The 26,959-nt window shown below is 50.0% G+C and carries 25 protein-coding genes; 12 read left to right on the forward strand and 13 right to left on the reverse strand.

Going from position 1 to position 26,959, the window contains the following annotated elements:
- Positions 1 to 19: 19 nt before the first annotated feature.
- Genes ACMGDE_RS02990 through mutY form a run of 5 tightly spaced genes read right to left on the reverse strand, consistent with a single transcriptional unit; the run spans position 20 to position 3,591 of the window.
- Complete coding sequence (locus ACMGDE_RS02990; protein ID WP_436831275.1) at positions 20 to 595, reverse strand: TetR/AcrR family transcriptional regulator; 576 nt, start codon at positions 593 to 595, stop codon at positions 20 to 22.
- Positions 595 to 1,008, reverse strand: coding sequence for a hypothetical protein (locus ACMGDE_RS02995; RefSeq protein WP_436831276.1), 414 nt, complete (start codon positions 1,006 to 1,008; stop codon positions 595 to 597). The genes ACMGDE_RS02990 and ACMGDE_RS02995 overlap by 1 nt, the downstream gene beginning before the upstream one ends.
- Positions 1,009 to 2,046, reverse strand: a complete 1,038-nt coding sequence (pheS, locus tag ACMGDE_RS03000) for a phenylalanine--tRNA ligase subunit alpha (protein WP_436831277.1) — start codon at positions 2,044 to 2,046, stop codon at positions 1,009 to 1,011.
- A gap of 26 nt (positions 2,047 to 2,072) precedes the next feature.
- A complete protein-coding gene (locus tag ACMGDE_RS03005) occupies positions 2,073 to 2,519 on the reverse strand; it encodes a single-stranded DNA-binding protein (RefSeq protein ID WP_436831278.1) in 447 nt (148 codons plus the stop codon).
- Positions 2,520 to 2,541: 22 nt separating this feature from the next.
- Positions 2,542 to 3,591, reverse strand: coding sequence for an A/G-specific adenine glycosylase (mutY, locus tag ACMGDE_RS03010; protein ID WP_436831279.1), 1,050 nt, complete (start codon positions 3,589 to 3,591; stop codon positions 2,542 to 2,544).
- A gap of 100 nt (positions 3,592 to 3,691) precedes the next feature.
- On the opposite strand from mutY, the gene miaB reads away from it, so the two are divergent.
- The 7 genes from miaB to groL all read left to right on the forward strand — a co-directional run bounded on the left by miaB (position 3,692) and on the right by groL (position 10,482).
- On the forward strand, positions 3,692 to 5,095 hold the full coding sequence (gene miaB / locus ACMGDE_RS03015; RefSeq protein WP_436831280.1) for a tRNA (N6-isopentenyl adenosine(37)-C2)-methylthiotransferase MiaB: 1,404 nt from the start codon (positions 3,692 to 3,694) through the stop codon (positions 5,093 to 5,095).
- A 9-nt stretch (positions 5,096 to 5,104) separates the two neighbouring features.
- The gene (locus tag ACMGDE_RS03020; protein WP_436831281.1) at positions 5,105 to 6,355 is read left to right on the forward strand and encodes a sigma 54-interacting transcriptional regulator; all 1,251 of its coding nucleotides are present in this window, start codon (positions 5,105 to 5,107) and stop codon (positions 6,353 to 6,355) included.
- Between the two features lie 10 nt (positions 6,356 to 6,365).
- The gene (locus tag ACMGDE_RS03025; RefSeq protein WP_436831282.1) at positions 6,366 to 6,881 is read left to right on the forward strand and encodes an LptE family protein; all 516 of its coding nucleotides are present in this window, start codon (positions 6,366 to 6,368) and stop codon (positions 6,879 to 6,881) included.
- A 77-nt stretch (positions 6,882 to 6,958) separates the two neighbouring features.
- Entirely contained in the window at positions 6,959 to 7,882 is a 924-nt protein-coding gene (locus ACMGDE_RS03030) for a DUF8458 domain-containing protein (RefSeq protein ID WP_436831283.1), read from the forward strand.
- A gap of 13 nt (positions 7,883 to 7,895) precedes the next feature.
- A complete protein-coding gene (gene secG, locus ACMGDE_RS03035; RefSeq protein WP_436831284.1) occupies positions 7,896 to 8,240 on the forward strand; it encodes a preprotein translocase subunit SecG in 345 nt (114 codons plus the stop codon).
- Positions 8,241 to 8,485: 245 nt separating this feature from the next.
- Positions 8,486 to 8,761, forward strand: a complete 276-nt coding sequence (gene groES / locus ACMGDE_RS03040; protein WP_079718112.1) for a co-chaperone GroES — start codon at positions 8,486 to 8,488, stop codon at positions 8,759 to 8,761.
- Positions 8,762 to 8,844: 83 nt separating this feature from the next.
- Positions 8,845 to 10,482, forward strand: coding sequence for a chaperonin GroEL (gene groL / locus ACMGDE_RS03045; protein WP_436831285.1), 1,638 nt, complete (start codon positions 8,845 to 8,847; stop codon positions 10,480 to 10,482).
- Positions 10,483 to 10,579: 97 nt separating this feature from the next.
- Here the strand turns inward: groL and ACMGDE_RS03050 are convergent, their stop codons facing one another.
- From ACMGDE_RS03050 to ACMGDE_RS03065, 4 genes are all read right to left on the reverse strand, one after another.
- Complete coding sequence (locus tag ACMGDE_RS03050) at positions 10,580 to 10,906, reverse strand: nucleotide pyrophosphohydrolase (RefSeq protein ID WP_436831286.1); 327 nt, start codon at positions 10,904 to 10,906, stop codon at positions 10,580 to 10,582.
- A 29-nt stretch (positions 10,907 to 10,935) separates the two neighbouring features.
- The gene (gene dtd, locus ACMGDE_RS03055) at positions 10,936 to 11,394 is read right to left on the reverse strand and encodes a D-aminoacyl-tRNA deacylase (RefSeq protein ID WP_436831287.1); all 459 of its coding nucleotides are present in this window, start codon (positions 11,392 to 11,394) and stop codon (positions 10,936 to 10,938) included.
- Positions 11,395 to 11,421: 27 nt separating this feature from the next.
- Entirely contained in the window at positions 11,422 to 12,657 is a 1,236-nt protein-coding gene (locus tag ACMGDE_RS03060) for a PQQ-dependent sugar dehydrogenase (RefSeq protein ID WP_436831288.1), read from the reverse strand.
- Between the two features lie 123 nt (positions 12,658 to 12,780).
- Entirely contained in the window at positions 12,781 to 15,246 is a 2,466-nt protein-coding gene (locus ACMGDE_RS03065; protein ID WP_436831289.1) for a TonB-dependent receptor, read from the reverse strand.
- A 427-nt stretch (positions 15,247 to 15,673) separates the two neighbouring features.
- Here ACMGDE_RS03065 and hemA point away from each other — a divergent pair, with 427 nt between their 5' ends.
- From hemA to hemL, 4 genes are all read left to right on the forward strand, one after another.
- On the forward strand, positions 15,674 to 16,915 hold the full coding sequence (gene hemA, locus ACMGDE_RS03070) for a glutamyl-tRNA reductase (RefSeq protein WP_436831290.1): 1,242 nt from the start codon (positions 15,674 to 15,676) through the stop codon (positions 16,913 to 16,915).
- Between the two features lie 137 nt (positions 16,916 to 17,052).
- Positions 17,053 to 18,639 carry a hydroxymethylbilane synthase gene (gene hemC / locus ACMGDE_RS03075; protein ID WP_436831774.1) on the forward strand — a complete coding sequence of 529 codons (1,587 nt, stop codon included), beginning with the start codon at positions 17,053 to 17,055 and terminating at the stop codon, positions 18,637 to 18,639.
- A 39-nt stretch (positions 18,640 to 18,678) separates the two neighbouring features.
- Positions 18,679 to 19,650: a porphobilinogen synthase gene (gene hemB / locus ACMGDE_RS03080; protein WP_436831291.1), complete on the forward strand. Its 972-nt coding sequence runs from the start codon at positions 18,679 to 18,681 to the stop codon at positions 19,648 to 19,650.
- Between the two features lie 31 nt (positions 19,651 to 19,681).
- Complete coding sequence (gene hemL / locus ACMGDE_RS03085; RefSeq protein ID WP_436831292.1) at positions 19,682 to 21,064, forward strand: glutamate-1-semialdehyde 2,1-aminomutase; 1,383 nt, start codon at positions 19,682 to 19,684, stop codon at positions 21,062 to 21,064.
- An 18-nt stretch (positions 21,065 to 21,082) separates the two neighbouring features.
- On the opposite strand, the gene argC is transcribed toward hemL, so the two are convergent.
- Genes argC through ACMGDE_RS03100 form a run of 3 tightly spaced genes read right to left on the reverse strand, consistent with a single transcriptional unit; the run spans position 21,083 to position 24,057 of the window.
- Entirely contained in the window at positions 21,083 to 22,102 is a 1,020-nt protein-coding gene (gene argC / locus ACMGDE_RS03090) for an N-acetyl-gamma-glutamyl-phosphate reductase (RefSeq protein ID WP_436831293.1), read from the reverse strand.
- Between the two features lie 40 nt (positions 22,103 to 22,142).
- The gene (gene argG, locus ACMGDE_RS03095) at positions 22,143 to 23,327 is read right to left on the reverse strand and encodes an argininosuccinate synthase (RefSeq protein ID WP_436831294.1); all 1,185 of its coding nucleotides are present in this window, start codon (positions 23,325 to 23,327) and stop codon (positions 22,143 to 22,145) included.
- Positions 23,328 to 23,346: 19 nt separating this feature from the next.
- Positions 23,347 to 24,057, reverse strand: a complete 711-nt coding sequence (locus ACMGDE_RS03100; protein ID WP_436831295.1) for a GNAT family N-acetyltransferase — start codon at positions 24,055 to 24,057, stop codon at positions 23,347 to 23,349.
- A gap of 451 nt (positions 24,058 to 24,508) precedes the next feature.
- Between ACMGDE_RS03100 and ACMGDE_RS03105 the strand changes: the two genes are divergently transcribed.
- Entirely contained in the window at positions 24,509 to 24,742 is a 234-nt protein-coding gene (locus ACMGDE_RS03105; RefSeq protein WP_436831296.1) for a hypothetical protein, read from the forward strand.
- Here ACMGDE_RS03105 and ACMGDE_RS03110 read toward each other — a convergent pair.
- Positions 24,732 to 26,855 carry a S9 family peptidase gene (locus tag ACMGDE_RS03110; RefSeq protein WP_436831297.1) on the reverse strand — a complete coding sequence of 708 codons (2,124 nt, stop codon included), beginning with the start codon at positions 26,853 to 26,855 and terminating at the stop codon, positions 24,732 to 24,734. The genes ACMGDE_RS03105 and ACMGDE_RS03110 overlap by 11 nt on opposite strands.
- Positions 26,856 to 26,959 lie beyond the last annotated feature (104 nt).

Genomic DNA, 26,959 nt, shown 5'->3' on the forward strand with positions numbered 1-26,959 from the left:
ACGGTTTTTTGGCAACTCCTTAGTCTACCGTGGCCTTAACCAGATAAGGCAGTATCTCCTTTTGGAAAGAGACAAAATTCTTCCGCACGTCGGCCTCACTGACCGAAGTGAAGGCAAAAGAGAACACGATGTTTTTGCTGGCCTTGATGAGGAAGGCAAGTTTTTCCGGACCGACTGCCTTGCCGATCTCCGCATTGTTCATAAACGAACTGATGAGCAAAAACTCCAGGTCGTCAGACAATGTCCGGAGGTATTCCTGGGTGTTGGCCGATTCGCGGATAAAATCCCACCCCAAAAATTCGTTGCAGATGGTATAGGTGAGGCGGCTGACGCGCAGGATGGTATTGCCGAGGTACGTCTCGAGGTCGGCTCCCTTGTCATACTTGGCCAATAGATCGTCTACACTCTCACGGATATAATCCATCAAGATGGCGTGCAGCACCAGCTCCTTGCTGTCGAAATATTTATAGATGGTCGCCTTGGCGATCTTGGCCTTTCGGGCAATCTCATTGACGCTGGTCTTCTTATAGCCATAGCGCCTGAAAAGCTCGCGGGCGGCTTTCTTGATTGACTCCTTTACTTTATCGGCTTCCATCAGTTTGATACGATTATGGTTTCGCCGTTTCTGGCGGCCCTGTAGGGTTTGAGCGGACACTCCGCGAGCTCGGCAGGTGACCCGTTGACCAATAAATAACGGGCTCCCGAACAGGGATCCTTGGCCACGATGCCGCCCTCCTCTACTTCCACCGCACATCGCCGCTCGGGGTCTACTGTACTGCACCGGTCGTAAGCCACGTATCCTTGCCCTGTATTGATGATAATCAAACCGGCTACGCCCCCTCTTTCGGTCATCGCATACCCCCCGGGCACGTGTAGCTGCGAGTATTGCACCATGGAAACCTGCTCGATCACCGGTACATCTTGCACCACATTGCATCCGCCTTTTTTGCACGCCATAGGCAGCAACGAAGCCATGGAAAGCGCGATATACCCGGCCGTTTTAATCATTTAAAGGAGTTCTGTTTCAAACTGGCTTAAAAAGCGGACATCATTTTCGGAAAACAGCCGCAGGTCTTTGATTTCGTATTTGAGGTTGGTGATGCGCTCGATACCCATACCAAATGCGAAACCGCTGTATTTTTCGCTATCAATGCCGCAGTTTTCGAGTACGTTGGGGTCTACCATACCACATCCCAGTATCTCCACCCAACCGCTGTGTTTGCACATCGTGCAGCCTGCTCCTTTGCAGATCGTGCAGCTGATGTCCATTTCGGCAGACGGCTCGGTAAACGGAAAATACGAGGGACGGAAACGAACCTTGGTATCTTCGCCAAACAATTCTTGTACAAAATAATAGAGCGTCTGCTTGAGATCGGCAAACGAGACATCCTCATCGACATACAGCCCTTCTACCTGATGAAAAAAACAATGTGCACGGGCGGAGATGGCCTCATTGCGGTATACCCTGCCGGGCATGATGGCCCGAAAGGGCGGAGTGCCTTTTTCCATCATCCGCACCTGCACCGAGGAAGTATGTGTACGCAACGCAATGTCGTTGCCCGCTTGCTTCTTGATGAAAAAGGTGTCTTGCATATCCCGTGCCGGGTGCTCGGGCGGAAAGTTGAGGGCTGTAAAATTGTGCCAGTCATCTTCAATTTCGGGGCCTTCTGCCACCACGAAGCCTAGCTTTTTGAAGATCTCGACGATCTCTTTGCGCACCAACGACAATGGATGCCGCGATCCGAACACGAACCCCTCTCCAGGCAGCGTGAGATCTTCGGCCTCGTGCTTAGCCACAGGCGCTGCCGTGGCGAATGCGGCCTGGTGGGTCTTATATTGCTGCTCGGCTTTTTCTTTGAATTCGTTTAATGTCTTTCCCAACACCCGCTTTTCATCGGCTGACACGGCCTTGAATTCGTCGAATAGACTACGCACCAATCCCTTGGCCACCAAAAATTTCAATCGAAACGCTTCTACGTCTTCAGCGGATTGGGGTGCAAACCGCTCAATCTCTTCGGTATACTGCTGTATCTTCTCTTGCAACATGAGGCCAAAGATAGGAATTTCCTACCTCAAAACAGCGCGTCTTCTTCGCCGTCATTCTCCTTGAAGTCCACCGTCGCGCCATTGTCGTCCCGCTTTGCCGATCCCTGACCGGCGGCGCCAGGGCCACTCGGGGTTTCGAAATCGCTTTTGCGCCCCAGGAGCGTGAAGTTTTCTGCCACAATCTCGGTCGTATAACGCCGAATCCCTTCTTTATCTTCGTAAGTGCGCGTGCGCAGCTTGCCCTCTACATATACCAGCTTACCTTTAAACAGGTATTTTGCGGCCACTTCTGCGAGGCCCCGCCACATCACGATGTTATGCCACTCGGTCTGCTCTACCTTGCGGCCGTCTTTATTATATATTTCTGAAGTGGCCAATGGAAAACTAGCCACGGTCACGTTTCCTTCTAAATGACGGATTTCGGGGTCTTTTCCCAAATGCCCCACTAAAATAACTTTGTTGATGCCTGACATAATAATTTAGGTAACTGGTTCATTATTCTACTATAAAGTCCTCAAAAAAGGAATAAATCAGCTTTGGTTTAGCTAATGTACCTAAATCTTTTATAAATACATAATCCCAATTCATTTTTTTGCGGGGTTCGGCGCATGCCGTAACGGCAATGAACTGGGCGTACAAATTTTGGTGGCTCAATACATGTTTGACCGGACCGGTCACGAGCCGCAACTCCGCATGAGGCCCAAAACAGTCCATTACATCAGCTGCCGTGGCCAGTTCGCGTACCTCCATCTGATGGGCGGTTTCGATTAAGGGCAGTTCATACAGGTTCTCCCAAATGTCACCCCTGCCCCGTTTGTTCATCAACAGGCGATCCCCATCCATCACCAAGAAGTAGTTGAAATAGCGATTGCGACTGGCTTTGCCTTTGGTTTTAACGGGCAGGTGGCTGACGCGCCCTTCTTTCAGCGCCCGGCAATCCATCCGGAGGACACAGGCGGCACAGTCGGGATTGTTAGGCTTGCACTGCAGGGCACCGAACTCCATGATGGCCTGATTGTAGATACCGGGGCAGGCTACATCGAGCAACTCCTGAGCCAGTGCCTGAAAAAGCTTTTTTCCGTTGGGCGAATTAATGGGCTGGTCGATTCCGAAATAGCGCGCGAGCACCCGGAATACATTGCCATCGACCACGGCCTTGGCCTCATCGGCCGCAAAGGAAGCGATGGCGGCAGCAGTGTACTCACCTACCCCGCTCAGTTTGATCAGCTCCTGGTAGGTTGCCGGAAAGACACCCCCATATTCGGCTACCACCGTTTTGGCCGCCTTATGCATGTTGCGCGCCCGAGAATAATACCCGAGTCCCTGCCAGTGCAAGAGGATTTCGTCTTCGGGTGCGCTGGCAAACGATATCACATCTGGATAATACGATAAAAACCGATGGAAATAAGGAAGCCCCTGCTCTACCCGGGTTTGTTGCAGAATGATTTCGGAAAGCCAGATGATGTAAGGGTCTTTGATATGACGCCACGGAAGATCCCGCTTATGCAGGTGGTACCAAGAAATAACGTCACTGGAAAATGCCATGTGGCAAAAATCCTAATTTTTTCTTACTCTGCCCACAATCTGCCAAACTGTCATCTTTTAAAAATATTATTATTACCTTTGTAGGCTTTAATCTATTACGATGTTTGAGACACCGACAAGTACGAAACAGCACGATGAATCGCGGCAAGGGGAGGCGTTGCTGCTCGAAAAAGATCCGCAAAAAAGTACGGGCCGCAAGCTGTACATCGAAAGCTACGGCTGCCAGATGAACTTCTCAGACAGCGAAATCGTTGCTTCGATCTTGCTTGATAAGGGTTTTGAAACCACGGGTGATTATAAGGAGGCTGATGTGATATTCATCAATACCTGCTCCATCCGGGAAAATGCGGAACAGCGCGTACGCAACAGGCTCAAGGAATTTGAGTCGGCCAAGGCGAAAAACCCGGGCATGGTAGTAGGGGTATTGGGCTGCATGGCCGAACGCCTGAAATCCAAATTTCTTGAAGAAGAGAAACTGGTGGATGTGGTGGTAGGCCCGGATGCCTACCGGGATCTGCCCAACCTGATTGAACAGGTAGATGAGGGGTCGCGAGCGGTGAACGTATTATTATCCCGCGAGGAGACCTATGCCGATATCAGCCCGGTGCGGCTCAACACCAATGGCGTCACGGCCTTTATCTCGATCATGCGGGGCTGCGACAATATGTGCTCGTTCTGTGTGGTACCCTTTACACGGGGCCGTGAGCGGAGCCGCGACCCGCACTCCATCGTGAAGGAGGCCCGCGACCTCTTCGAAGCCGGATACCGGGAGGTGACTCTCTTGGGACAAAACGTGGATTCCTATAAATATGAAAAAATAAACTTCGCCAATCTGTTAGAAATGGTGGCGCTGGTAAACCCATTGCTGCGCGTACGTTTCTCGACATCGCACCCCAAAGACATTACGGATGAGGTGCTGCATACAATGGTGAAATACGGAAACATCTGCAAATACATTCACCTGCCTGTGCAATCGGGCAACTCACGGGTGTTGAAACTGATGAACCGCACCTATGACCGCGTTTGGTACATGGAACGGGTGGATGCCATCCGCAGGATCATACCCGATTGCGGCATTTCTACTGATGTCATCACTGGCTTCTGCAGCGAAACGGAAGAGGAACACCAGGATACCCTCTCGATCATGGACTATGTCAGGTATGACTACGCTTATATGTTTGCCTATTCGGAGCGCCCAGGTACCTTGGCCGCTAAACGCTATGCCGATGATGTACCCGAAGAGGTAAAAAAACGACGCTTGACAGAGGTGGTAGACCGGCAGCGCAAGCATAGTCTGGAACGGCTTCAAACGTATGTCGGCAAGGTGCATCAGGTGCTCATCGAAGGGTTTTCTAAACGCTCGGATCAGGACTATTGTGGACGAAATGATCAGAATGCGATGGTGGTGTTCCCCGTTGACGAACGTTACAAAATCGGCGATTACGTCAATGTATATACCGAAAGGTGCACCTCGGCAACCTTGATCGGAAGGATGGTTAGTTAGTATAGCGTAATGGATATTCAAGACCTCAAAAATAGATTCGGCATCATTGGCAATTCGCCATTGCTCAACCGGGCCATCGACATCGCGCGGCAGGTGGCGCCCACGGATATTTCCGTATTGATTACCGGTGAAAGCGGAACCGGCAAAGAGGTGTTTTCGCACATCATCCACCAACTCAGCGCCCGCAAGCATGGCCCTTTTATCGCGGTCAACTGCGGCGCGATTCCGGAGGGGACCATTGATTCGGAACTTTTTGGGCATGAAAAGGGCTCCTTTACCGGGGCGCATGAAGCCCGCAAAGGGTATTTTGAAGTGGTGGATGGCGGCACCATCTTCCTGGATGAGGTGGGTGAATTGCCGCTGGGCACACAGGCACGGCTGCTGAGGGTACTGGAAATGGGTGAATACATCCGCGTAGGTTCTTCCAAAGTGCAGAAAACCAACGTCCGTGTAGTAGCGGCCACCAATGTGGACATCTACGATGCCGTGCAAAAAGGCAAATTCAGGGAAGACCTTTATTATCGGCTCAATACCGTACCGCTGCGCACTCCGCCGCTGCGTGACCGCAAGGAAGATATCTACTTGCTTTTCCGCAAATTTGTGGCTGATTTTACCGACAAATACCGCAGCCCCAATGTGCAGCTGACGGAAGACGCACAGCAACTGCTGACGGGCTACCCATGGCCCGGCAACGTGCGGCAACTGAAAAATATTGCCGAACAAATCGCCGTGCTGGAAAAAGAACGATTGATCGATGCGCAGATACTCCATCAATACCTACCCAGTGACAACAGGAGTACACTCCCCGTGCATGTGACCGCGGGTGGGAAGGACGATTTTTCGGAGCGCGACCTGCTATATAAAGTGCTTTTCGATATGAAAAAGGATATGGTGGAGCTCAAGAAATTGGTGGTTGAAATCATCCAAAGCGGGATCAATCCGCGGACGTTCGAAAATAACTCCCCTTATATCAACCAACTTTACCGGGAGGTAGACCGCCCCAGTCAAGAACAACTGGGAGCACCATCTACCCTCACCATCCACCATCCGCAGGGAGGGGGACAGAACGACGATTTTCATTTCCATACGCAAGAAGCTGAAGAGGTGGAGGAAGAATCGCTTTCCTTGGTAGATAAGGAGTCAGACCTGATCAAAAAGGCGCTGAAAAAACATAAGGGCAAACGCAAATCCGCCGCTCAGGAATTGGGTATCTCCGAAAGAACACTGTACAGGAAGATAAAGGATCTCAACCTTAATTGAAATACGTACAATGGCAAAAAGTAATTGTTATATAAGTCTGTTGGTTGCTACCTTGCTCATCCAAGGGTGCGGCGTCAAATATGGTTTCACCGGGGGCTCCATTCCCGAGGATATGAAAACCTATACCGTGGAGTTTTTTGAAAATACCGCTCCCATCGTATACCCCACGCTGAGCCAGAGTTTCACCGAGGCCCTCAAAGACCGGATACGCAGCCAGTCGAGCCTCAGCCAGGTGACCACTGATGGCGATGCCATCTTTGAAGGGCGCATTACGGGGTATAGCATTGCCCCGGCTGCGGTGGAAGCGGGCACGGACCGCGCGGCACTCAATAGGCTATCGATTACGATCAGTGTTAAATATACCAATAATATCAAGCCGGAGGATAGCTTTGAGCAGTCCTTTACACGTTTCAAAGATTTTTCTTCGGCCTCCAGCTCCATACAGGCACAAGAGGAGCCGATGATACGGGATATAAACCAAATGCTTACCGAAGACATTTATAACAGGGCGTTTGCTAATTGGTAACCCAGTGGGCCGTCAAGTGAGCGGGGCCGTCTATCCATTGAAATAGTTTAGTTATCGATTATAACAGGACGTGTGTAGTGGAAAATATAGATTATAAGGAACTGTACAACAAGGCATTATCGAACCCATCGGCGGTTGATCAGGATACGTTGTCAAACCTGATAGCACGGTATCCATACGCGCAACCGCTGCGGCTCCTTCGTGCGCGAAAGCAGTTTCAAACCCACGGGGAGGCGGATGACACCGCATTGCTGTATACCGGATCACCCAATTGGTTGTATGGCTTTATCGCAGCGGCGGAACATGATCGGGCCGAGGCAATGATGCCGGAAATCCCGCCTGCTGAAATAGAGACGCCGGACGCGGATGACATCGAAGCGCAATGGGAAGAGGTGGAGGAATTACCTGATCATCCCTCGAGCATGGATTATCTGGTACCGCTGTCCCAGGCTACACCGCACGAAAAGGTAAGCCTCTACAACGATGAGCACATGCCATACAGCTTCCTTTGGTGGCTGAATAAGGCCCGCATGGACCATGCGCACACGTACCAGCCTTATGCGCCGTTGAATAATAAACAGCCCTATGTGATCAACTCAACGCCTAAGGCGGATGACGGACAGCTATTGGACCAGCAAATCAGGGAAAACATTTTCCACTTGCAATCACCGGAGGAAAAACTGAGCATCGGTGATGCAACGAATACGAATACCATATCATTCCAGATCCCAAAAAAGATAGACCCGATTATCGAGCGTTTCATCCGTGAGGAGCCACAGATCAAACCCCCGTCGGTAGACAAAATCGATTCGGAGAACAAAGCACGCAAAAGCGCCGAAGACCAACTGACATTGGTGACCGAAACGCTGGCCAAAATATACGCAGAGCAGGGACTGTATCCGAAAGCAATCGCGGTGTACCAAAAATTAAGTTTGAAATATCCCGAAAAAAGTGCTTACTTTGCCGCTCAAATTGCTGAGCTGGAGAACAAATTAATTTAATATAATACAAAAAATGCAAACGTTATTAATCATATTGATCATTTTGGCCTGTATCCTCTTGGCCTTCCTTGTTTTAATCCAAAACCCGAAAGGCGGCGGATTGGCCGCTGGATTTGCTGGAGGAACGAACCTGATGGGGGTAAAGCGGACAGGTGATATTTTGGAGAAGGGTACTTGGGGGCTCATCATTGCGATCATGGTTTTCTCGTTGCTCATCAACATCATGGGGCCTTCTTCGGGCACGGGCGGCAGCGGTCTTACCGAACAAATCACCCCTGCTGCTCCTGCGACCAGTTCACCGCTTGCTCCGGTAGATACATCGCAAGCGACTCCGGCCCCAGCAGACACGGCACAATAAAACGGGCGATATCTCCGTTTTAACATAGACAATAAAAGGCCCTGCATGCGCCGGGCCTTTCTTTTTCAGCTTACTGACACAATGCTGACATCCTGACACGAGCATGTTTCAATGCGTCACTTCTGTGGCGGAGAAATGAAAAAATGGCAAGTTGGTCCCAAAAAATAAGACTTGGCATAAATGATGAAGTAAGCTAATTGGAAAAATCAAAACACATTAATTTAAGTATTTAAATAAAATCAATTATGGCGTTAAGTATTAAACCTATCGGAGACAGAGTGGTGGTGGAAGCCGCCCCTGCAGAAGAAAAGACGGCATCAGGTATCTACATTCCCGATACCGCCAAGGAAAAGCCACAACGTGGAACAGTAGTGGCAGTCGGTGCAGGAAAAACAGACGAGCCTTTGACGGTTAAAGTAGGCGATCAGGTGTTGTATGGCAAGTATGCCGGCACTGAAATTACTTACGAAGGAAAAGAATACTTAATCATGAAGGAATCCGATATCTACGCGATCGTGTAGTAATCGGTGCACGGATGTGTTTCTTCGTATAATTTTTTGGATTAACCGTTCACACATCTCAAATCTCAACTCAATTTAAAAACATGGCAAAGCAAGTAAAGTATAATGTGGAAGCACGTGATGCCCTCAAAAGAGGTGTAGACACGTTGGCAAATGCAGTGAAGGTAACATTGGGTCCGCGTGGCCGTAATGTCATCATCGAGAAAAAATTTGGATCACCATCGATCACGAAAGATGGGGTCACCGTTGCAAAGGAGATCGAATTGAAGGATGCCCTTGAAAATATGGGCGCCCAAATGGTTAAGGAAGTCGCTTCAAAAACTGCTGACCAAGCCGGGGATGGCACCACTACCGCTACGGTATTGGCTCAAGCCATCATCGCTCCGGGCTTGAAGAGCGTGGCTGCCGGCGCTAACCCGATGGACTTGAAACGCGGTATCGACAAAGCGGTCGCTACGGTGGTAAAAAGCTTACAAGCGCAGTCACAGACGGTAGGTGAAGACAACAACAAAATCAAACAAGTAGCCAGCATCTCTGCTAACAACGATGAGCTGATCGGTGCGCTGATTGCCGAAGCCATGGAAAAAGTGGGCAAAGACGGCGTAATCACCGTAGAAGAGGCCAAGGGCACTGAAACCGAGGTGAAAACCGTAGAAGGTATGCAGTTTGACCGTGGCTATCTTTCACCTTATTTTGTGACGAACACGGACAAAATGGAAGCTGAATTGGAAAGTCCTTACATCCTGATCTACGATAAGAAGATCAGCAACATGAAGGAACTGCTCCCTATTTTGGAAAAACAAGTGCAAACCGGCAAGCCGCTGCTGATCATCGCTGAAGACCTTGACGGTGAAGCATTGGCCACGTTGGTCGTCAATAAAATCCGCGGCTCGCTGAAAGTAGCTGCTGTAAAAGCTCCGGGCTTCGGTGACCGCCGCAAAGCCATGTTGGAAGACATCGCTATCCTCACGGGTGGTACGGTGATCTCCGAAGAAAGAGGCTTCAAATTGGAAAATGCCGACCTTAGTTACCTGGGTCAAGCCGAGAAAGTGGTTATTGATAAAGATAACACAACGATCATCAACGGTTCAGGCAACTCGGATGATATCAAAGGCCGCGTGAACCAAATCAAAGCGCAAATCGAAACCACTACATCGGATTACGACCGCGAGAAATTGCAAGAACGCCTGGCTAAATTGGCTGGCGGCGTGGCTGTACTGTACGTCGGTGCTGCTACCGAAGTGGAAATGAAAGAGAAGAAGGACCGCGTAGACGACGCCCTGCATGCTACCCGTGCTGCGGTAGAAGAAGGCATCGTAGCCGGTGGTGGTGTAGCCTTCATCCGCGCCAGCGAAACGTTGAAAGACCTCAAAGGTGCTAACGAAGACGAAAACATCGGTATCGAGATCATCAAACGTGCCATCGAAGAGCCGTTGCGCCAGATCTGCAATAACTCCGGTATCGAAGGTGCTGTTGTGGTACAAAAAGTGAAGGAAGGCAAAGCTGACTTCGGCTATAATGCCCGCACGGATAGCTATGAAAACCTGATCGGTGCCGGCGTAATCGATCCGACCAAGGTGACCCGTATTGCATTGGAAAATGCGGCTTCTATCGCTGCCATGTTGCTGACTACCGAAGTGGTATTGGCAGATGAGCCGGAAGACGAAAAAGCCGGTGCCGGTGCGCCCCCAATGGGCGGCGGAATGGGCGGAATGATGTAGTCACTATCCCGATGCATTATCGGGGAACATCATCATATACAAAAACGGTACATCTCAATAGGTGTACCGTTTTTTATTTCTTGACTGCCTCGCCTGACTATTTGAGTTTCTCGTTATTCCGATGCCGATCCGCATCCCGGATGTTTTTCTTTTCCAGGTTTTTAGTCAACGCATCGGTGAGATCTATACCCGTTTGGTTAGCTAAACAGATCAGCACAAAAAGCACATCGGCCATTTCATCCGCCAGATCTACCTGCTCGTCGGATTTCTTAAAGGATTGTTCGCCATATTTGCGGGCCATGACACGTGCTACCTCCCCCACTTCTTCCATCAAGATAGCCGTATTGGTAAGTTCATTGAAGTAACGGATGCCTGTCGTGTTGATCCATTGGTCTACCTGATCCTGCGCTTCTTTGATGGTCATGTTGTTGGTGATTAGTGATTGGTGGTTAGTCAGTGGTTATCTTTATCCTTGGTATCCATGACAATGGTTACTGGTCCGTCGTTGACAAGGGAGATCTTCATATCCGCGCCGAATACTCCCGTGGCAATATCCCTGCCTAGCAGCGCGCAAAGCTCGGCGACCATGGCCTCGTACAAGGGAATGGCCTTGATGGGCTTCGCTGCACGAATAAACGATGGGCGGTTTCCTTTTTTGGTCTGCGCGAACAGCGTGAATTGAGATATGAGCAAGATATTGCCATCAACCTCGCGTATAGACTTATTCATCAGCCCGTTTTCGTCGCCGAATACCCGCAAATTGGCGATCTTCTGGGCCAACCACGCTACGTCATCGCTGCTATCAGCTTCTTCGATGCCCAATAGCACCAAATAGCCACGCCCGACCGACCCGGTAATCTGCTCGCTTACGGTGCAAGAAGCCTCAGTAACCCGTTGTATAACGGCCCTCACGCTGTACAGTCAGGTGCGATCCGTGAATTACTTGCCGATTCGGTATAACCTCCCGCCATCTGTAATGGCGTAAAGCGCCCCATCCTTGCCTTGCTGCACATCTCTAAAACGCTGGGCCTCATCGATAAGCAGCCGCTCTTCGCCTATTACCTTGTTATCTTCAATCACCAACCGAGCGATATGCACGCCACTTAGGGCCGCAATGAACAGGTTGTTTTCCCATTCGGGAATCGAATTGCCCGAGAAAAAGGTCATGCCGCTCGGCGAGATGACCGGATCCCAATAATATACGGGTTGTTCTAAACCGTCTTGCTGCTGGATGGCATCGCCGACCTTGTTGCCATTATATTCAATACCGTAGGTAATGGTGGGCCATCCATAATTCTTGCCGGGCTCAATGCGGTTGATCTCATCGCCACCACGGGGACCGAACTCCCCTTCCCACAGGTCACCGGTAACAGGGTGAAATGCCAAGCCCTGCACATTACGGTGTCCGTATGAATAGATTTCCGGCCGGGCATCATCCCTTCCCTCAAACGGGTTACCCGGTGCCGGCTTGCCCTCGGGGGTAATGCGCAAGACCTTGCCCAAGGCCGAATTGAGGTCCTGGGCCTGAGGGCGGGTCACGATATCCGACCGCTCTCCGGTACTGACAACGATGTTGCCGGTTTTATCGAACAGGATGCGCGAACCATAGTGCAGGTCGCTTTTATGGGCGGGTGTAGCGCGGTAGATGACCTGCGCATTTTCGATGGTCTTCTCATCATCGGACAGCCGGCCTTTGGCAACGGCGGTCAGTGTACCCTGTGGAGAATCCTCCGAAAAAGACCAGAAGACCATTCGATTACTGTCGAATGCAGGGTCAACGGTAATCCCCAACAATCCCCCTTGGCCCGCATCCTTGACCGCTGGCAGTCCTGTGATCGGCGCACTCAGATTGCCGTCTTGGGCGGCGATCCGCAGCGTACCGCTTTTCTCCGTGATCAATAGCCGCCCATCAGGCAGCACCGTAAGGCCCCATGGCCGCTCCAGCCCTTCGCTCAGCACCGCCACGTCGTACGGCGTAGTTGTTTTGACACCGGCTATGCGGGTCTGCCCTTCAAACGCCGGTTTATACTCCGTGTTGGGCGCTTTGGTTTCTACCGGCGCATATGTTGAATCAACCTGTCCGTTTTCGTTTTCCTGAGGAGCCGACGAGTCGCAGGAAGAGATCATCATGGTCAATCCCATGAACGCGCTTATTGACTTTAATGTGTGTTGCATAGTGATAATTTTTCCTAAAGATAAATACATTTTTGCTATAAAGTCAACCATACCTTGCCTGTAAATGATAAGCGTATTATTATTTTTACAACATTGCGTCCGTGCCAGCATCGCTGCCGCCGTCTAAAACCGAAGATTCAGCCCCAGTAAAAAGTTAGCCGTTGCCTGCGGGTAGTAGAAATTATAGTCTACCCTATCCGTTTCGGACAAGTAGTATCCCCAGGTGTATCCGCTTGACGCATACTGCGTATTAAACACGTTGTTGACCAAGAGTGTCACTCCCAAGTTTTTCAATTTCCAAAAGGACGTATTGTACGCCACCCGCACATGGTTTACAAAAAACCCCTCGATACTTCTATCTTCATTGCCCGTATTATCCAGATACTGCCTGGACACATATTTGCTGAGCAGCGCCAGTTCAACGGGTTTCCATGGCCTGAAACTTAGCTCGCTTGAGGCCACCCAATCCGGTGAAAACGAAATATCCGTGGTCTCATAAAAATTCTCCACATCGCCGACCACTTCCGTGAAATTGTTAATCTTATTTTGACTATAGACACCCGTGGCGCTCCAGGCAAACCATGGAGTGGGTGCCCACCTTCCGTCAACCTCCAAACCGATGCGATAACTATCGTCGACATTTTTTCTCAACGTACTGCCGACATCATTGAGTTGCCCGGTGAGCACCAGCTGGTTGTCATAAAGCATCGCATAGCCGTTAATCCCGACATTGAATTGCTGTGACCGGATGCGGTAACCGGCCTCCATATCGTGCAGCCGCTCCGCCTTGGGGGTCTGCTCAACAGGCCAATCAGTGAAATCGCTGCGTACCGGCTCCTTATTGGCCAACGCATACGACGCATACACATTGCTTGATGCCGATAACTGGTAAGTAAGTCCAACCTTGGGGTTGAAAAAATCAAATGTGGCACCCTGCGTAATGTCCCGCAGATCATTATCTATACCCGCAATGGCATAGTCAATATGCCGGTATTGGACGTCAGCAAACAAGAACAGCTTATCCAGTTGGTACGAAGCCTTCAGGTAGGTATTGAAATCCTTTTTGGTGGCCTCCCCATCGTAGTAACGATGGGTGGTCTGGAAACCGCCATCTTCACCAATCGGATATGACCGATCGATCGCAAAAGGATATTCGGACCAGACAACATCGCCATAATGCCCTCCTTCGTATTGATTATAGGCCCCTCCCCAGGTAAGCTCAATCCCGCTTTCATGTTCATAGACCAAGGAATAGGTACCGCCGTAAAAGTGATTATCCAACCACCGCTGGCGCACGAGATCCATTGCCGTTATCGTGCGCTCGCCCACAACGATCGGAGACAATCCATAAGCCGCGAAGTCATCCTGATCCCGGAACTGCTCGTAATACCCTTTTCCCCGTGTGTAGTGCAGCGCTGTGTTCAGGGTAAACTGCTCATTCAACGCAGAAGAAAAGAGCAACTGGTAATGGGTCTGCTGGTAATTATCGGTTTCATTGTCATACAGGTATTTATTGTAGCGCCTATCGGAGCGCAATAAGTTTTCGAGCTCATACGCTGTCAGCCCGTCATCCGCTGCGTACGCTTCCATGGCCTGCACATCGCCGGTAAGCCGCGATTCGGGTGTGCCATACCACGCCTGGTACGTCTTTTCCTTGCCGCCGAACACATTGGCACGCAACAGGCTATTCTTGCCGTGCCAAGCTCCGGAGAAGAAGAAAGACTGCAAATCAGCCGTTGCGCGATCGATATAACCATCGGTTTCGATACGCGACAGGCGTCCGTCGAAACTGAACCGATTATCGATTAATCCTGTTCCGATACGCACGGTGTTTTTCCATGAGCGGTAGGAACCGAATGAATTATCCACTTCGGCATACGGTGCCGCCTGAAGGGTATTGGTTTGAATATTGAGGCTGGCACCGAACGCGCCCGCACCATTGGTAGACGTGCCGACACCGCGTTGAATCTGTATATTATCAACGGAAGAGGCAAAATCGGGCAAATTGATAAAAAACGAACCCAAACTCTCCGCATCGTTGAGCGGTATGCCATTGACCGTGACGTTTGTCCGTTGCGCATCACTTCCGCGAATACGCATGCTGGTATATCCGATACCTGCTCCGGCATCCGAAGAGATCACCACCCCGGGGGTTTGATCAAGCAAATAAGGAATATCCTGCCCCAGGTTATTTTTGACGATATCCGCCTTGCCGAGATTTTTATAGGTGGTGGCCGTATTCTCGGTGGCACGCGTAGCCTGTACAACCACCTCGTCGGTAAGCAACGTGGTCCGTTGCAACGATAAACGGACGGTCTCATCGCCCGAAAGCGAAATCTGTCTTATCAACGGCGCATAGCCAAGATGGCTCACCGCAATGGAATAAGTACCCGCTTTTACATTGCGGATAACGGCCTGGCCAGCGGCATCCGTTTGGCCTTGATAAATGGTTCCCTCAACGCGTACGGTAGCACCCGGCATGGGCCGACCACTATCCGTGTGGGATACCTGCACGGTAATACTATATTGTGCCATGGAAATCCCTGCATGCACAACAAACGCAATCCCTGCGATCAATTTTTTAAACATCTGAATTGATTTTAGTTAAATGCCACTGTCATAAGGGGCTAATGACAGCTCAATGATTTAACTTACCTCCCTACGCCGGCATTATCCGGATCAGGTGCTTGGCATCTCAACGCCAATGGGTATAATCTCAGCCTTTATTTGTGTTTGCTTGTACAAACAAGGCACCCCTAAATGATACCGCAAATGTATACTATTTTTTGTTGTGCAACAAATTTTGCCCCGCCAAACCCCCTGCCGTGATTTAGGCAGTTGCAGGTGAGACCTTGGAGACGGAAGCGGAGCGAACCGGATCCCCATCGAGACGCAACCCGCCTGAATCACACTATTTATAAACATTCTAAATATATGTGTTTTACACGTTTCTGACACACCACAGGTAGGAGATGTTGTACTTTTGCTACCAGAAAATTAGGGGGATAGTATAGCCTTGAAGAATCTTAAAGTCATCGCGTTTACCCACAAATATGTGGATTTAAAGGACTTAGGTAACCTTGTGATTTGCAATGAAGAATTGGAAAGTCGGCTAATCAACCTTAAAACCAGCTTTGACATCCCTGAAATTTTTTATATCGGCACCTGCAACCGTGTGGAATTCGTCTTTTATGGCGCCCATGAACTGAAACCGGCGTTCATCAAGGAATTCATGCACAAACTCAACTTCTGTGTTCCATCTGATCGATTGGAGTGTTTTCTGGATCAGGTAACGACTTATGAGGGCCTCGACGCCCTCAACCACTTGCTTCGTATGTCCTGCTCCTTGGAAAGCCTGGTCGTCGGTGAAAAGGAGATTCTCGCACAGGTGCGCAAAGCCTATGAACGCTGCCGCAAGAGCGGATTTACGGGAGATTTTTTGCGATTGGTCATGAATTGCCTGGTCAAAACGGCTAAGGAAGTGTATACACATACCCGGATTTCACGCAATCCGGTTTCCGTCGTTTCACTGGCTTACCGCAAATTAAAAGAGACCAAATTGCATGACAACCCCCGCATCCTCATCATCGGAGCGGGTGAAACCAATCAAAACATCGCCAAATATCTTCAAAAGCATCGGTTTTCCAATTTTGTCGTCTTCAACCGCACCGTGGAAAATGCCCTTGCGCTGAGTACCGAATTAAATGCCAAGGCCTATCCGCTGAGCGAGCTGCCGCATTACAAGGGCGGTTTCGACATCATGATCACCTGTACGGGGGCGCCGGAAGCCATTGTGGATACAGCATTGTATCAGTCGCTGCTCAACGGGGATACCGACAAAAAGGTCATCGTAGATTTGGCCATACCAAACGATATACACCAGGATGTGCGCCAGCATTACCCCATCCATTACATCGAGGTAAGCAGCTTGCAAGCCGTCGCGTCAAAAAACCTGCAGGAGCGCTATGATGAGCTAGCGCATGCCGAGCAAATCATTGCCGATAATATCCGCGAGTTTCTCCCGATACTCAAGCAACGCCGGGTAGAGCTGGCCATGCGTGAGGTACCTGAGAAAGTAAAGGAAATCCGATCGTTTGCACTCAATGAGGTGTTTGCTAATGAGGTGGGTGCGCTGGATGATCATTCGCGAAAAGTACTGGAAAAAGTGATTGACTACATGGAGAAAAAGTACATCAAGGTGCCTATGGTCATGGCTAAAGACATTTTAGTCAAAACAAACCACATCGACTTTAATTAAATCCTGCCTACTGCCATTAGTCTTGTTCAACTTGACAATCTTTTAAATATCCGCGCGGATAATGCTTTTATTCGCTAAATTTGCGTATGCTAATAGAGGAATCCTTGACTAAAATCGCTAAAAAGCACACCCAAAAGGTGGACCGCACGCTCATCATCGGTACCCGAGGCAGTGAGTTGGCGTTATGGCAAGCTAATTATATCAAAGATAGGCTGGCTGATATTGGTATTCAGGCTGAACTGAAAATCATCAAAACCCAAGGCGATATCGTGCAGCACCTGCGATTAGACAAGCTTGAAGGAAAAGGATTTTTCACAAAGGAATTGGAGGAAGAGCTATTGAATGGGAATATCGACTTGGCCGTCCATTCACATAAGGACCTCCCCACCGTGCATCCGGTGGGTCTCACGGTTGCTGCGGTATCATCCCGTGAAGATCCCTCGGAGTTGCTCATCATCCACAAGGATTGTGTAGACCTCAAAAAACGGCTCTCCCTCAAGCATAATGCCACCGTAGGCACCTCATCCAACCGTCGGAAGGCGCAGTTACTGGCCATGCGGCCCGATCTTGAATTTGATGACCTGCGGGGCAATGTCTTGACCCGCATCGAGAAACTCCGCGACGAAAATTATGACGCCATCATGTTGGCCAAAGCCGGCATCACACGCATTGCCGCGGATTTAAGCGATTTTCATATCGAAGAATTGCCCCCCGTTGAAATCATTCCGGCTCCTGCGCAAGGTGTATTGGCGGTGCAGATCCGTGACAATGACAAGCAGCTGCATGACCTCCTGCAAACCATCAACGACACAGCAGTAGCAGATACCATTGCCGTGGAGCGCAAGGTGTTGAATATCTTCGACGCGGGATGCCACGCGCCACTGGGCTGTTATTGCCGTAAGCAAAATGGCAAATACGAAGTATGGACATCCAAAGCCGACAGCGATGAGGAATTTCCTGACCGCTTATATCTTTCAGCTGACGACACGGCTGGATTGGCCGAGCGGATAGCCGCCAAATTTGACAAGAACAGGAAACTGCCTTCCCACGTATTCATCACACGCGATATATCAGAAGCCAGTTATTTTCAACGGGCGATGGCCAAACACGGCATTACGGTGGAAGGCCGCTCGCTCATCCGGATATTTCCCATCATCAACAAGCTGGACCCCTACATTCTCAAGTACGTCGACTGGATATTTTTTGGCAGCAAAAATGGGATAGAGAATTTCTTTAAGCTGAATCCGCGGCTCAGCAAACGGACAAAATTTGCCGTCATTGGTCGAGGGTCAGAAGAAATGCTAAGGCAATTCGGCCATGCACCCGATTTTTCGGGTGAGCGCTTGGGCATCAACATGGAGGAGATTGCTGCTGAATTTGCCAAAGTAGCCTCCGGAACAACGGTACTCATCCCAAGGGCTAAGGACTCACTGGAGACCATCCAAAAATCGCTAACAGCCGAAACGAAGATCATCAATCTGCCCGTCTACCAAACACGCATTGATACAAACGCTTCTAAATCGAATGCGGATGTGCTCATCTTCACCAGTCCCACCAACGTGGAGGCTTATTTTGTTGACAACCTGGTCGATCCCGGCCAAAAGATTATCTGTATCGGGCATTCCACAGGCAGGAAAATAGCGGAGCTGGGCTTATCATACACCTTGCCCTATTCGCCGGATGAAATCGGGTTGGCAGAGGCCGTCTTTGGGTTGGATTACTAATAACGGAAGGGATAGGGCAAACTAAAAATGAGTGAACACATGTTAACCAGACCCAGAAGGAACCGGAAATCTGCGGTTATACGTGATATGGTGCAAGAAACACGCCTGAATGCGGCTAATCTCATATTTCCGTTATTTGTCATTGAAGGCAATGATATCCAGACGGAGGTGACTTCCATGCCGGGTATTTACCGCTATTCCATCGACAAGTTGCTGCATGAGGTAGAAAGCTGCATGAACCTGGGCCTCCGGGCATTCGATCTATTCCCTAACATTGACGAATCACTTAAAGACAAGTATGCCTCGGAAAGCTATCGAGAAGGCAGCTTGTACCTGCGTGCGATCCATGAGGTGAAGCGGCATTTCCCCGAAGCATGTGTGATTACCGATGTAGCCATGGATCCCTATAGCAGCGACGGACACGACGGCATTGTCGAAGAGGGCCAAATACTCAACGACGAGACCCTCGATATCCTGGGCAAAATGGCCTTGGCCCATGCGCAAGCTGGTGCAGATATCGTGGCGCCATCAGATATGATGGACGGCCGCATTGGCTATATCCGCCATGTATTGGATGAACACGGATTCGCCAACGTATCGCTTATGTCTTATACAGCCAAATATGCCAGCGCCTTCTATGGCCCCTTTCGCGATGCGCTCAATTCGGCGCCGAAGCATGGAGATAAAAAAACCTACCAGATGAATCCGGCTAACCAACGGGAGGCCCTGATAGAAGCCGAACTGGACACGCAGGAAGGCGCCGACTTCTTGATGGTAAAACCGGCTTTGGCCTATTTAGATGTCATCAAATTGCTCAAAGACAACTTTGACCTGCCCATCGCTGCGTACAACGTGAGTGGTGAGTATGCCATGATCAAGGCTTCGGCACGCAACGGCTGGTTAGATGAACAACGGGCTACCATGGAGGTACTCACCGGCATACGGCGGGCGGGCGCCACGGCTATCCTCACGTACCACGCCAAAGAGGTGTTGGAAAAGAAATGGCTCTGATGAGCATAAACAAACACGATTCATATCCTACATGTTAAATACATTGAAAAAGGCGTTTGGTGGCAACGATGATTCACAGCCGCCAACGGGCAAAAAAAGAGACATCTCCAGGGAAAAGTCTGCCGCGCTCTATGAAAAAGCCAAGCAGTATTTTCCGGGAGGCGTAAACTCACCGGTACGGGCATTTAAATCGGTATACGGTACCCCGCTTTTTATCGAACGTGGCGATGGATGCTTCCTGTGGGATGCAGACGGCAACCAGTTTATCGACTTCTGCTGCTCTTGGGGACCGCTGATCTTGGGGCATAACCATCCGAAGATACGGGAAAAGGTGACCAAGACGCTGGAAAAAGGGTTGAGCTTTGGCGCGCCCACAGCCCTGGAAAACGAGCTCGCCGAGCTTATTCTCAAACACAATAGTTATATCGAAAAACTCCGTTTCGTCAGTTCCGGCACAGAGGCGGTCATGTCTGCCATCCGCCTGGCACGCGGATATACCGGCCGTGATAAGATCATCAAATTCGAGGGGTGCTACCACGGGCACTCGGATTCGTTGTTGGTCAAAGCTGGATCCGGGTTGGTTACTTTTGGCGAAACGTCTTCGGCGGGGGTGCCCAAGGCATTTGCCGATGAGACCATCGTGATCCCCCTGGATGATCGGAAAGCATTGGAAACAGCTTTTTCCGAATTCAAGGATCAGATCGCTGCGGTCATCATCGAAGGGATCCCTGCCAACAATGGCTTGCTCATACAAGAAAAGGAATACATCAGCTTCCTCCGCAACATCACGAAAGAAAACGGCAGCCTGCTCATTTTTGATGAAGTCATCACCGGTTTCCGATTGGGTTTCGAAGGTGCGGCCGCGTATTACGATATCCAGCCAGACATCATCACCTACGGTAAGATCATCGGCGGCGGCATGCCCGTGGGCGCCTATGGCGCATCGGCCGAACTCATGGGTCACATCTCACCGGATGGCGGCGTCTATCAAGCCGGCACGCTATCGGGCAATCCCGTGGCGATGGCTGCGGGAATTGCACAGCTCACCGAGCTCCGCAGCAACGGCTTCTATAAAAATCTCAATCAGAAGACTGCTGGGTTCGTGGAGGCTATTCAACGATATACCACTGCCAAGAATTACAGGGTCAGGCTGTTCAGCGTAGGTTCTATTTTCTGGTTTGCTTTTAGCGAAAAAGAGCATATCCGTGCGGCGACCGATATCGACCATCATAGCATGGAGCTATATAAGATCTTTCATCGCGAGCTGCTGAACCGGGGCATCTACCTTGGCCCGTCAGGCTATGAGGTGGGATTCGTGTCGGCAGCACATACGAAAACCGAACTGGAAAAAACCAAGCGGGCGGTTTTTGAAAGCTTGGACGAGTTATTCAGGCATAATAAGCCTACCGCCTGAGCCGTGGCTTACGGATTGCTAAAATCCGACACTTTTCAACCGAAGTCCGGCGGTCTCCTCCAGACCGAATAGGAGGTTCATGTTTTGAACGGCCTGCCCGCTGGCACCTTTGAGCAGGTTGTCGATGGCGCTCACGATCAACAACTTGTTGCCATGCTTTTCAACATGCAGGATGCACTTGTTCGTATTGACCACCTGCTTCAAATCGATATTGGCAATACTCACGTGCGTGAAGGGGTGGGGAGCATAATAAGACGCATACAGCGCATAAGCATCGTCTTCGCTAAGGTCGCTTTCTAAATAGATGGCCGATAAAATACCCCGGGCAAAGTCGCCCCGCTGGGGAATGATATTGATACGCTGTTGTGCCTGCTGCTGCAGTGTCGCTTCTCCACGCGGCAAAAAGCCTGGTTGCAATTTTTCCAGCGATTCACTAATCTCTTGCAGATGCTGGTGTTCAAACGCCTTGTAAACCGAGAGGTTATTGTTGCGCCAGCTGAAATGCGAGGTGGCAGCAAGCTTTTGTCCGGCACCGGTAGAGCCTGTTGTGGCGTTGACATGGATTTGCTCCGGCAATGATCCGCTGGCTGCCAACGGCAACAGCGCCAGTTGTATTCCGGTGGCGAAGCATCCCGGATTAGCAATATACTGCGCCGACCGGATGGCATCGCGTTGCAGCTCGGGCAGCCCGTAGATAAACGGCCGATCTTGATATTCCGCATCGGCACTTAGCCGGTAATCCTGTGAAAGGTCGATGATCTTGACGTGCGGCGCGACGGTGTTGGCCGCTAAAAACTTGCGCGCATCGCCATGACCCACGCACAGGAATAAAACGTCGATGTCGCTATGGTACGCATCACTAAATTGCAGATCGGTATCGCCCAGTAAGTCGGTGTGTACATCGGAGACCCTTTTGCCGGCATTGCTGGAACTATGCGCAAATACAATGTCTACATGGGGATGATTAATCAGTATCCGCAGCAACTCCCCTCCGGTATACCCTGCCGAACCGATGATACCTACGTTAATTTTATCCATTTTAAATCCTACTCCTTCTATCCTTGTTCCTACGTTGTTCCTATTTCCCGTTCACCTTATGCCAAATGGAAACCTGGTTTCCGAAAATCTTGGAGAATCCTTTAACGTCATCGCCGGTCCAGGTATTATTCATTTCACCATAGCTGCCAAACTTGCTGGACATCAGGTCGTGCGGCGACTCGATACCGATTACCGTAAAACGGTATGGGTTCAACTCCACGAAGACTTTGCCGCTTACGGTTTCTTGTGCACTTCTCAAAAAGGCCTCGATATCGCGCATTACCGGATCGTGCATCTGCCCCTCGTGCATCCAGTTGCCATAGAATGCCGACAACTGGTCTTTCCAGCTCAATTGCCATTTGGTGAGTGTGTGCTTCTCCAAGGTATGGTGTGCCTTGATGATGATGAGCGGGGCCGCTGCTTCGAACCCCACACGCCCTTTGATACCGATGATGGTGTCGCCCACATGGATGTCGCGCCCGATGCCATAGGGCTGGGCGATGGCCTGCAACTCCTGGATGACCTTCACGGGGCCGATCTGCCTGCCATCCAACGCCACGGGCTCTCCCTTTTCGAAATCGATGGTCACACGTCTCGGTTCGGCAGACGTCACAGGTGTCGGCCAGGCTTCGTCCGGCAGCGTTTCATGTGAAGTAAGTGTTTCCTTGCCTCCTACAGAAGTGCCCCAAATGCCTTTATTAATAGAATATTTCGCTTTTTCGGCATTGAACTCCACACCGTGTTTGTGCAGGTATTCGATTTCCTCCTCGCGGCTCAGCTTAAGGTCGCGGATCGGGGTGATGATCTCCACTTCCGGAATGAGCGTATTGAAAATCATATCAAACCGCACTTGATCATTGCCCGCTCCGGTACTGCCGTGCGCGACATACTCGGCCCCTATTTTCTTGGCGTAGGCGGCGATCGCTGTGGCCTGGCTTACCCGCTCGGCGCTCACCGAGAGCGGGTACGTGGCATTTTTCAATACGTTGCCGAAGATTAGGTATCGGATGCTGCTGTCGTAGTAGTTTTGTGTTTCATCAGCCACAGCATGTGATTTCACGCCGAGGGAATAAGCCCGTTGCTCAATTTGCTCGAGCTCATCTGCAGAAAAGCCGCCGGTATTGACGATGACCGAGTGTACTTCCAACCCCAAATCCCTGGATAAATAAATACAACAAAACGAGGTGTCAAGTCCCCCACTGAATGCTAATACGACTTTCTTCATGATCTATTAAGTTATGTAGCTATACTGTCTTTGGATGCCGGGCGATGAATGCTGTAACCATTTTCTTGGTCGATTTCCACAGTTTTGCCTCGATGCGCTTCAACAGCGACGATTTCTTGGTAATTTGCTTTAGCCGCTCTTTCGCCTTGGCCTTCATCTCAATCCGCTCGCGCAACTCCTTCTCTTTCTCTACCGGATCCCAAAGCATTGCGGTACACATGCAATTTTTACGCTGCTTGCTGGTCAGGATGTCGTAGTTGACACAACTTTGACAGCCTTTCCAAAACTCTTCATCTTGCGTCAGTTCCGAATAGGTCACCGGCTCATATCCCAGGTCCGAGTTGATCTTCATCACGGCCAATCCTGTCGTAAGACCGAATATTTTAGCCTTGGGATATTTCTCCCGGGAGAGGTCGAATATACGTCTTTTTATCGCCTTGGCCAAACCGGCCTTCCGAAACTCGGGACTGACGACCAAGCCCGAATTGGCCACAAAGTCACCGTGGCTCCAGGTTTCAATATAGCAAAAACCAGCCCATGCCTTATCTGATTTGCGCAGTGCGATCACTGCCTTCCCCTCACGCATCTTGTTTGCGACGTATTCCGGACTACGACGGGCGATCCCTGTACCACGGGCTTTTGCCGATTCGGCCATTTCGTCGCAAATCTGTTGGGCATAATCAATATGCTGTTCGGATGCAGGAATTACCAAAAATTCTGAAAGTTCCATTGAATAGAAGAACCAAAAACTGAAAACAGCCAACCGGAGTTGTATGTTTCTGATGATAAAAAACTAAAAAACTATTGATGATGTACAGCTATCGGACCTAATACTGTACGTTTTTCGGAAAAGGGTGCCCCACCATTAAGCCCGGGGCAATATGGGTCGTCGGAACCGGAGCACCGGCTTTTCGGCCGTTGAATCCTCACACAAAAAGCACCTTGTGTGGTACTGAACGTACGACACGGTAGACACTGGGATTATAGTTTTTGTGTTCATCATTAAAGCTATTACAGCCCCGTTGCAATTTGGGTGCCAAATCTAAGAAAAATATTTCTCTTAGACAAAGGTAATGCGATTTTTCCGTCTTTTGGACTTATTTAGCTTTACCGTAGCAAAAGCAGAAAACCGGGATGGCAAGAAGCAGCATTACAAATAATTTTACGACCTTTGTGCCGTTATGACAGGAACCAGCTGGTTTTTTATCTTCATTTTCGCTATTCCGCTCATCGCCTTTCTGATTTGGCTGATGAAACAGGACAAGCGTAAGGGAATATGGGGCATTATTATCGTTGTAGTCCTCACCATAGGCGCTATACTCGCTTCGTCAAGAGCAAGCCGGAATGCCGCGGCAAATTTCGAACTGCGGAAAAAAGAGGCGCAAGAAAAAAGCACCCCTTCCCCTAATCCGTAATCCCTTCCAACGCCAGCAAAAAGGCGTATTCAAGGGCTACTTCTTTGAGGTAATCGAACCGGCCAGATGCCCCGCCGTGACCGTAATCCATCTCTGTCTTTAGCAGCAGCACATGACGATCTGTTTTCGTAGCCCGCAGCTTGGCCACCCATTTGGCAGGTTCAAAATATTGCACCTGACTATCATGCAGCCCTGTGGTCACCAACATATGGGGATAATCCTTCGCCTCGACATTTTCATAGGGTGAATAGCTCTTCATGTAGGCATAGGCCTCCTGCTCATTGGGGTTTCCCCATTCATCATATTCGTTGGTCGTGAGTGGTATGGATTCATCCAGCATGGTATTGACGACGTCTACAAAGGGCACCTGCGCAACGATGCCATGCCAAAGCTCGGGCGCCATGTTGACCACCGCGCCCATCAGCAAACCTCCGGCACTCCCTCCCATAGCATATAAGTGTTGCGGAGCGGTATACTGCTGACCGATTAAAAACTGGCCACAGGCGATGAAATCGGTAAAGGTGTTTTTCTTCTTCATCATTTTGCCGTCTTCATACCACTGCCTGCCCATCTCCTGCCCGCCACGGATGTGGGCGATGGCGTAGACAAATCCCCTATCCAAGAGGCTCAGCCGCGATGAACTGAACGAAGGGTCCATCGTGGCCCCGTATGAACCGTACCCATAAAGCAACAGCGGCGCATGGCCGTCTTTCTTGAATCCCTTTTTGTACACCAAAGAAATAGGTATCAAGGTGCCGTCCTCAGCATTGGCATACAGGCGTTCGGTCACATAATCAGCAATCGTATATCCGCCTACGACTTCCTGTTGTTTCAGCAAGGTCCTTTTACGGGTACTCATATCATAGTCGTAAGTGGACGAAGGTGTCGTAAGTGAGGTGTATCCATAACGCAAGGTTGCGGTTTCGTATTCCGGATTCGTGGAGGGATAGGCGGTATACGCTTCCTCTCCGAAATCGAGGTAATGCGCTGCACTGTCCTTCAGGCTACGGATGGCCAACTGAATGAGACCATCTTTGCGTTCGGAAACGACGAGAAAATCCTTGAACTCATCCACGTCTTCCAGCAGTACATCTTCGCGGTGTGGAATCACTTCCTGCCAGTGTTCCACACCGGTACGGTCAAACGGGCATTCCATCAACTTGAAGTTCTTGGCGTTTTGGTTCGTCACAATAAGGAACCGGTCTTCTAAGGCCGTCACGTCATACAACACATCCTTCATGCGAGGCTGAAACACCTTAAAGGCGCCTGTGGGATCATCGGCTTCCAAATAACGGGTTTCGGACGATAAAGTGCCGCCCGAATAGATATAAATAAACTTACCCGACTTTGCTTTTCCCACGCCGATATAATTGGTATTATCCTGCTCATGGTATACTACCGCATCCTCCCGACTATCCGTATCCAAAACATGTCGCATAACTTTTTCCGTAAGCAAGGTAGATGGATTATTTTGGGTATAAAAGAGTGTCCGATTGTCATTCGCCCAAACAGATCCACCCGACGTACCCGGAATCGCATCCGTCAGCAAATCGCCCGTCTCCAAGTTTTTGACATGGATGGTATACTGCCGTCGCGAAACCGTATCCACACTGTATGCGAGCAGTTTGTTATCAGGACTCACATTGAACCCCGTAGCCGCATAATACGAATGACCCGCAGCAATAGCATCTACGTCAAGAAGCACCTCTTCGGGCGCATCCAAGCTGCCCTTCTTTCGACAAAACTTGAAATACTGCTTGCCTTCTTCGGTACGGGTATAATAATAATAGCCGTTTTTGAGATACGGTACAGATTCATCTTGCTCCTTAATCCGGCCCTTCATTTCGTCAAACAGCTTGGTCTGCAAGGGCTCCGTACCTTTCATCATCGTATCGGTGTATTGGTTTTCCGCCTCGAGGTAGGCGATCACCGCAGCCGAGTCGGGTCCCTTTTTGAAATAATCATTCAGCCAGAAATAATTGTCGATTACCGTATCGCCATGAAGCACCCGGCTATGTTGATGCACGGCCGCTACCGGTGCATCGGCGGTGGGCCATTCATATGTTTTTCGATCGGAACTGTTTTGTGTACAGGAAGTGATGATTGTACTCATTAACAACATATAAGTAATTTTAGTATCCATAAACAAGATCATTTATACGAATACGACATAGACACATCAAAGGCTTTTTGTCATCGCGTGGTTAATCCAATACA

It is taken from the genome of Parapedobacter brassicae (genome assembly GCF_051400755.1).
GTDB lineage: Bacteria > Bacteroidota > Bacteroidia > Sphingobacteriales > Sphingobacteriaceae > Parapedobacter.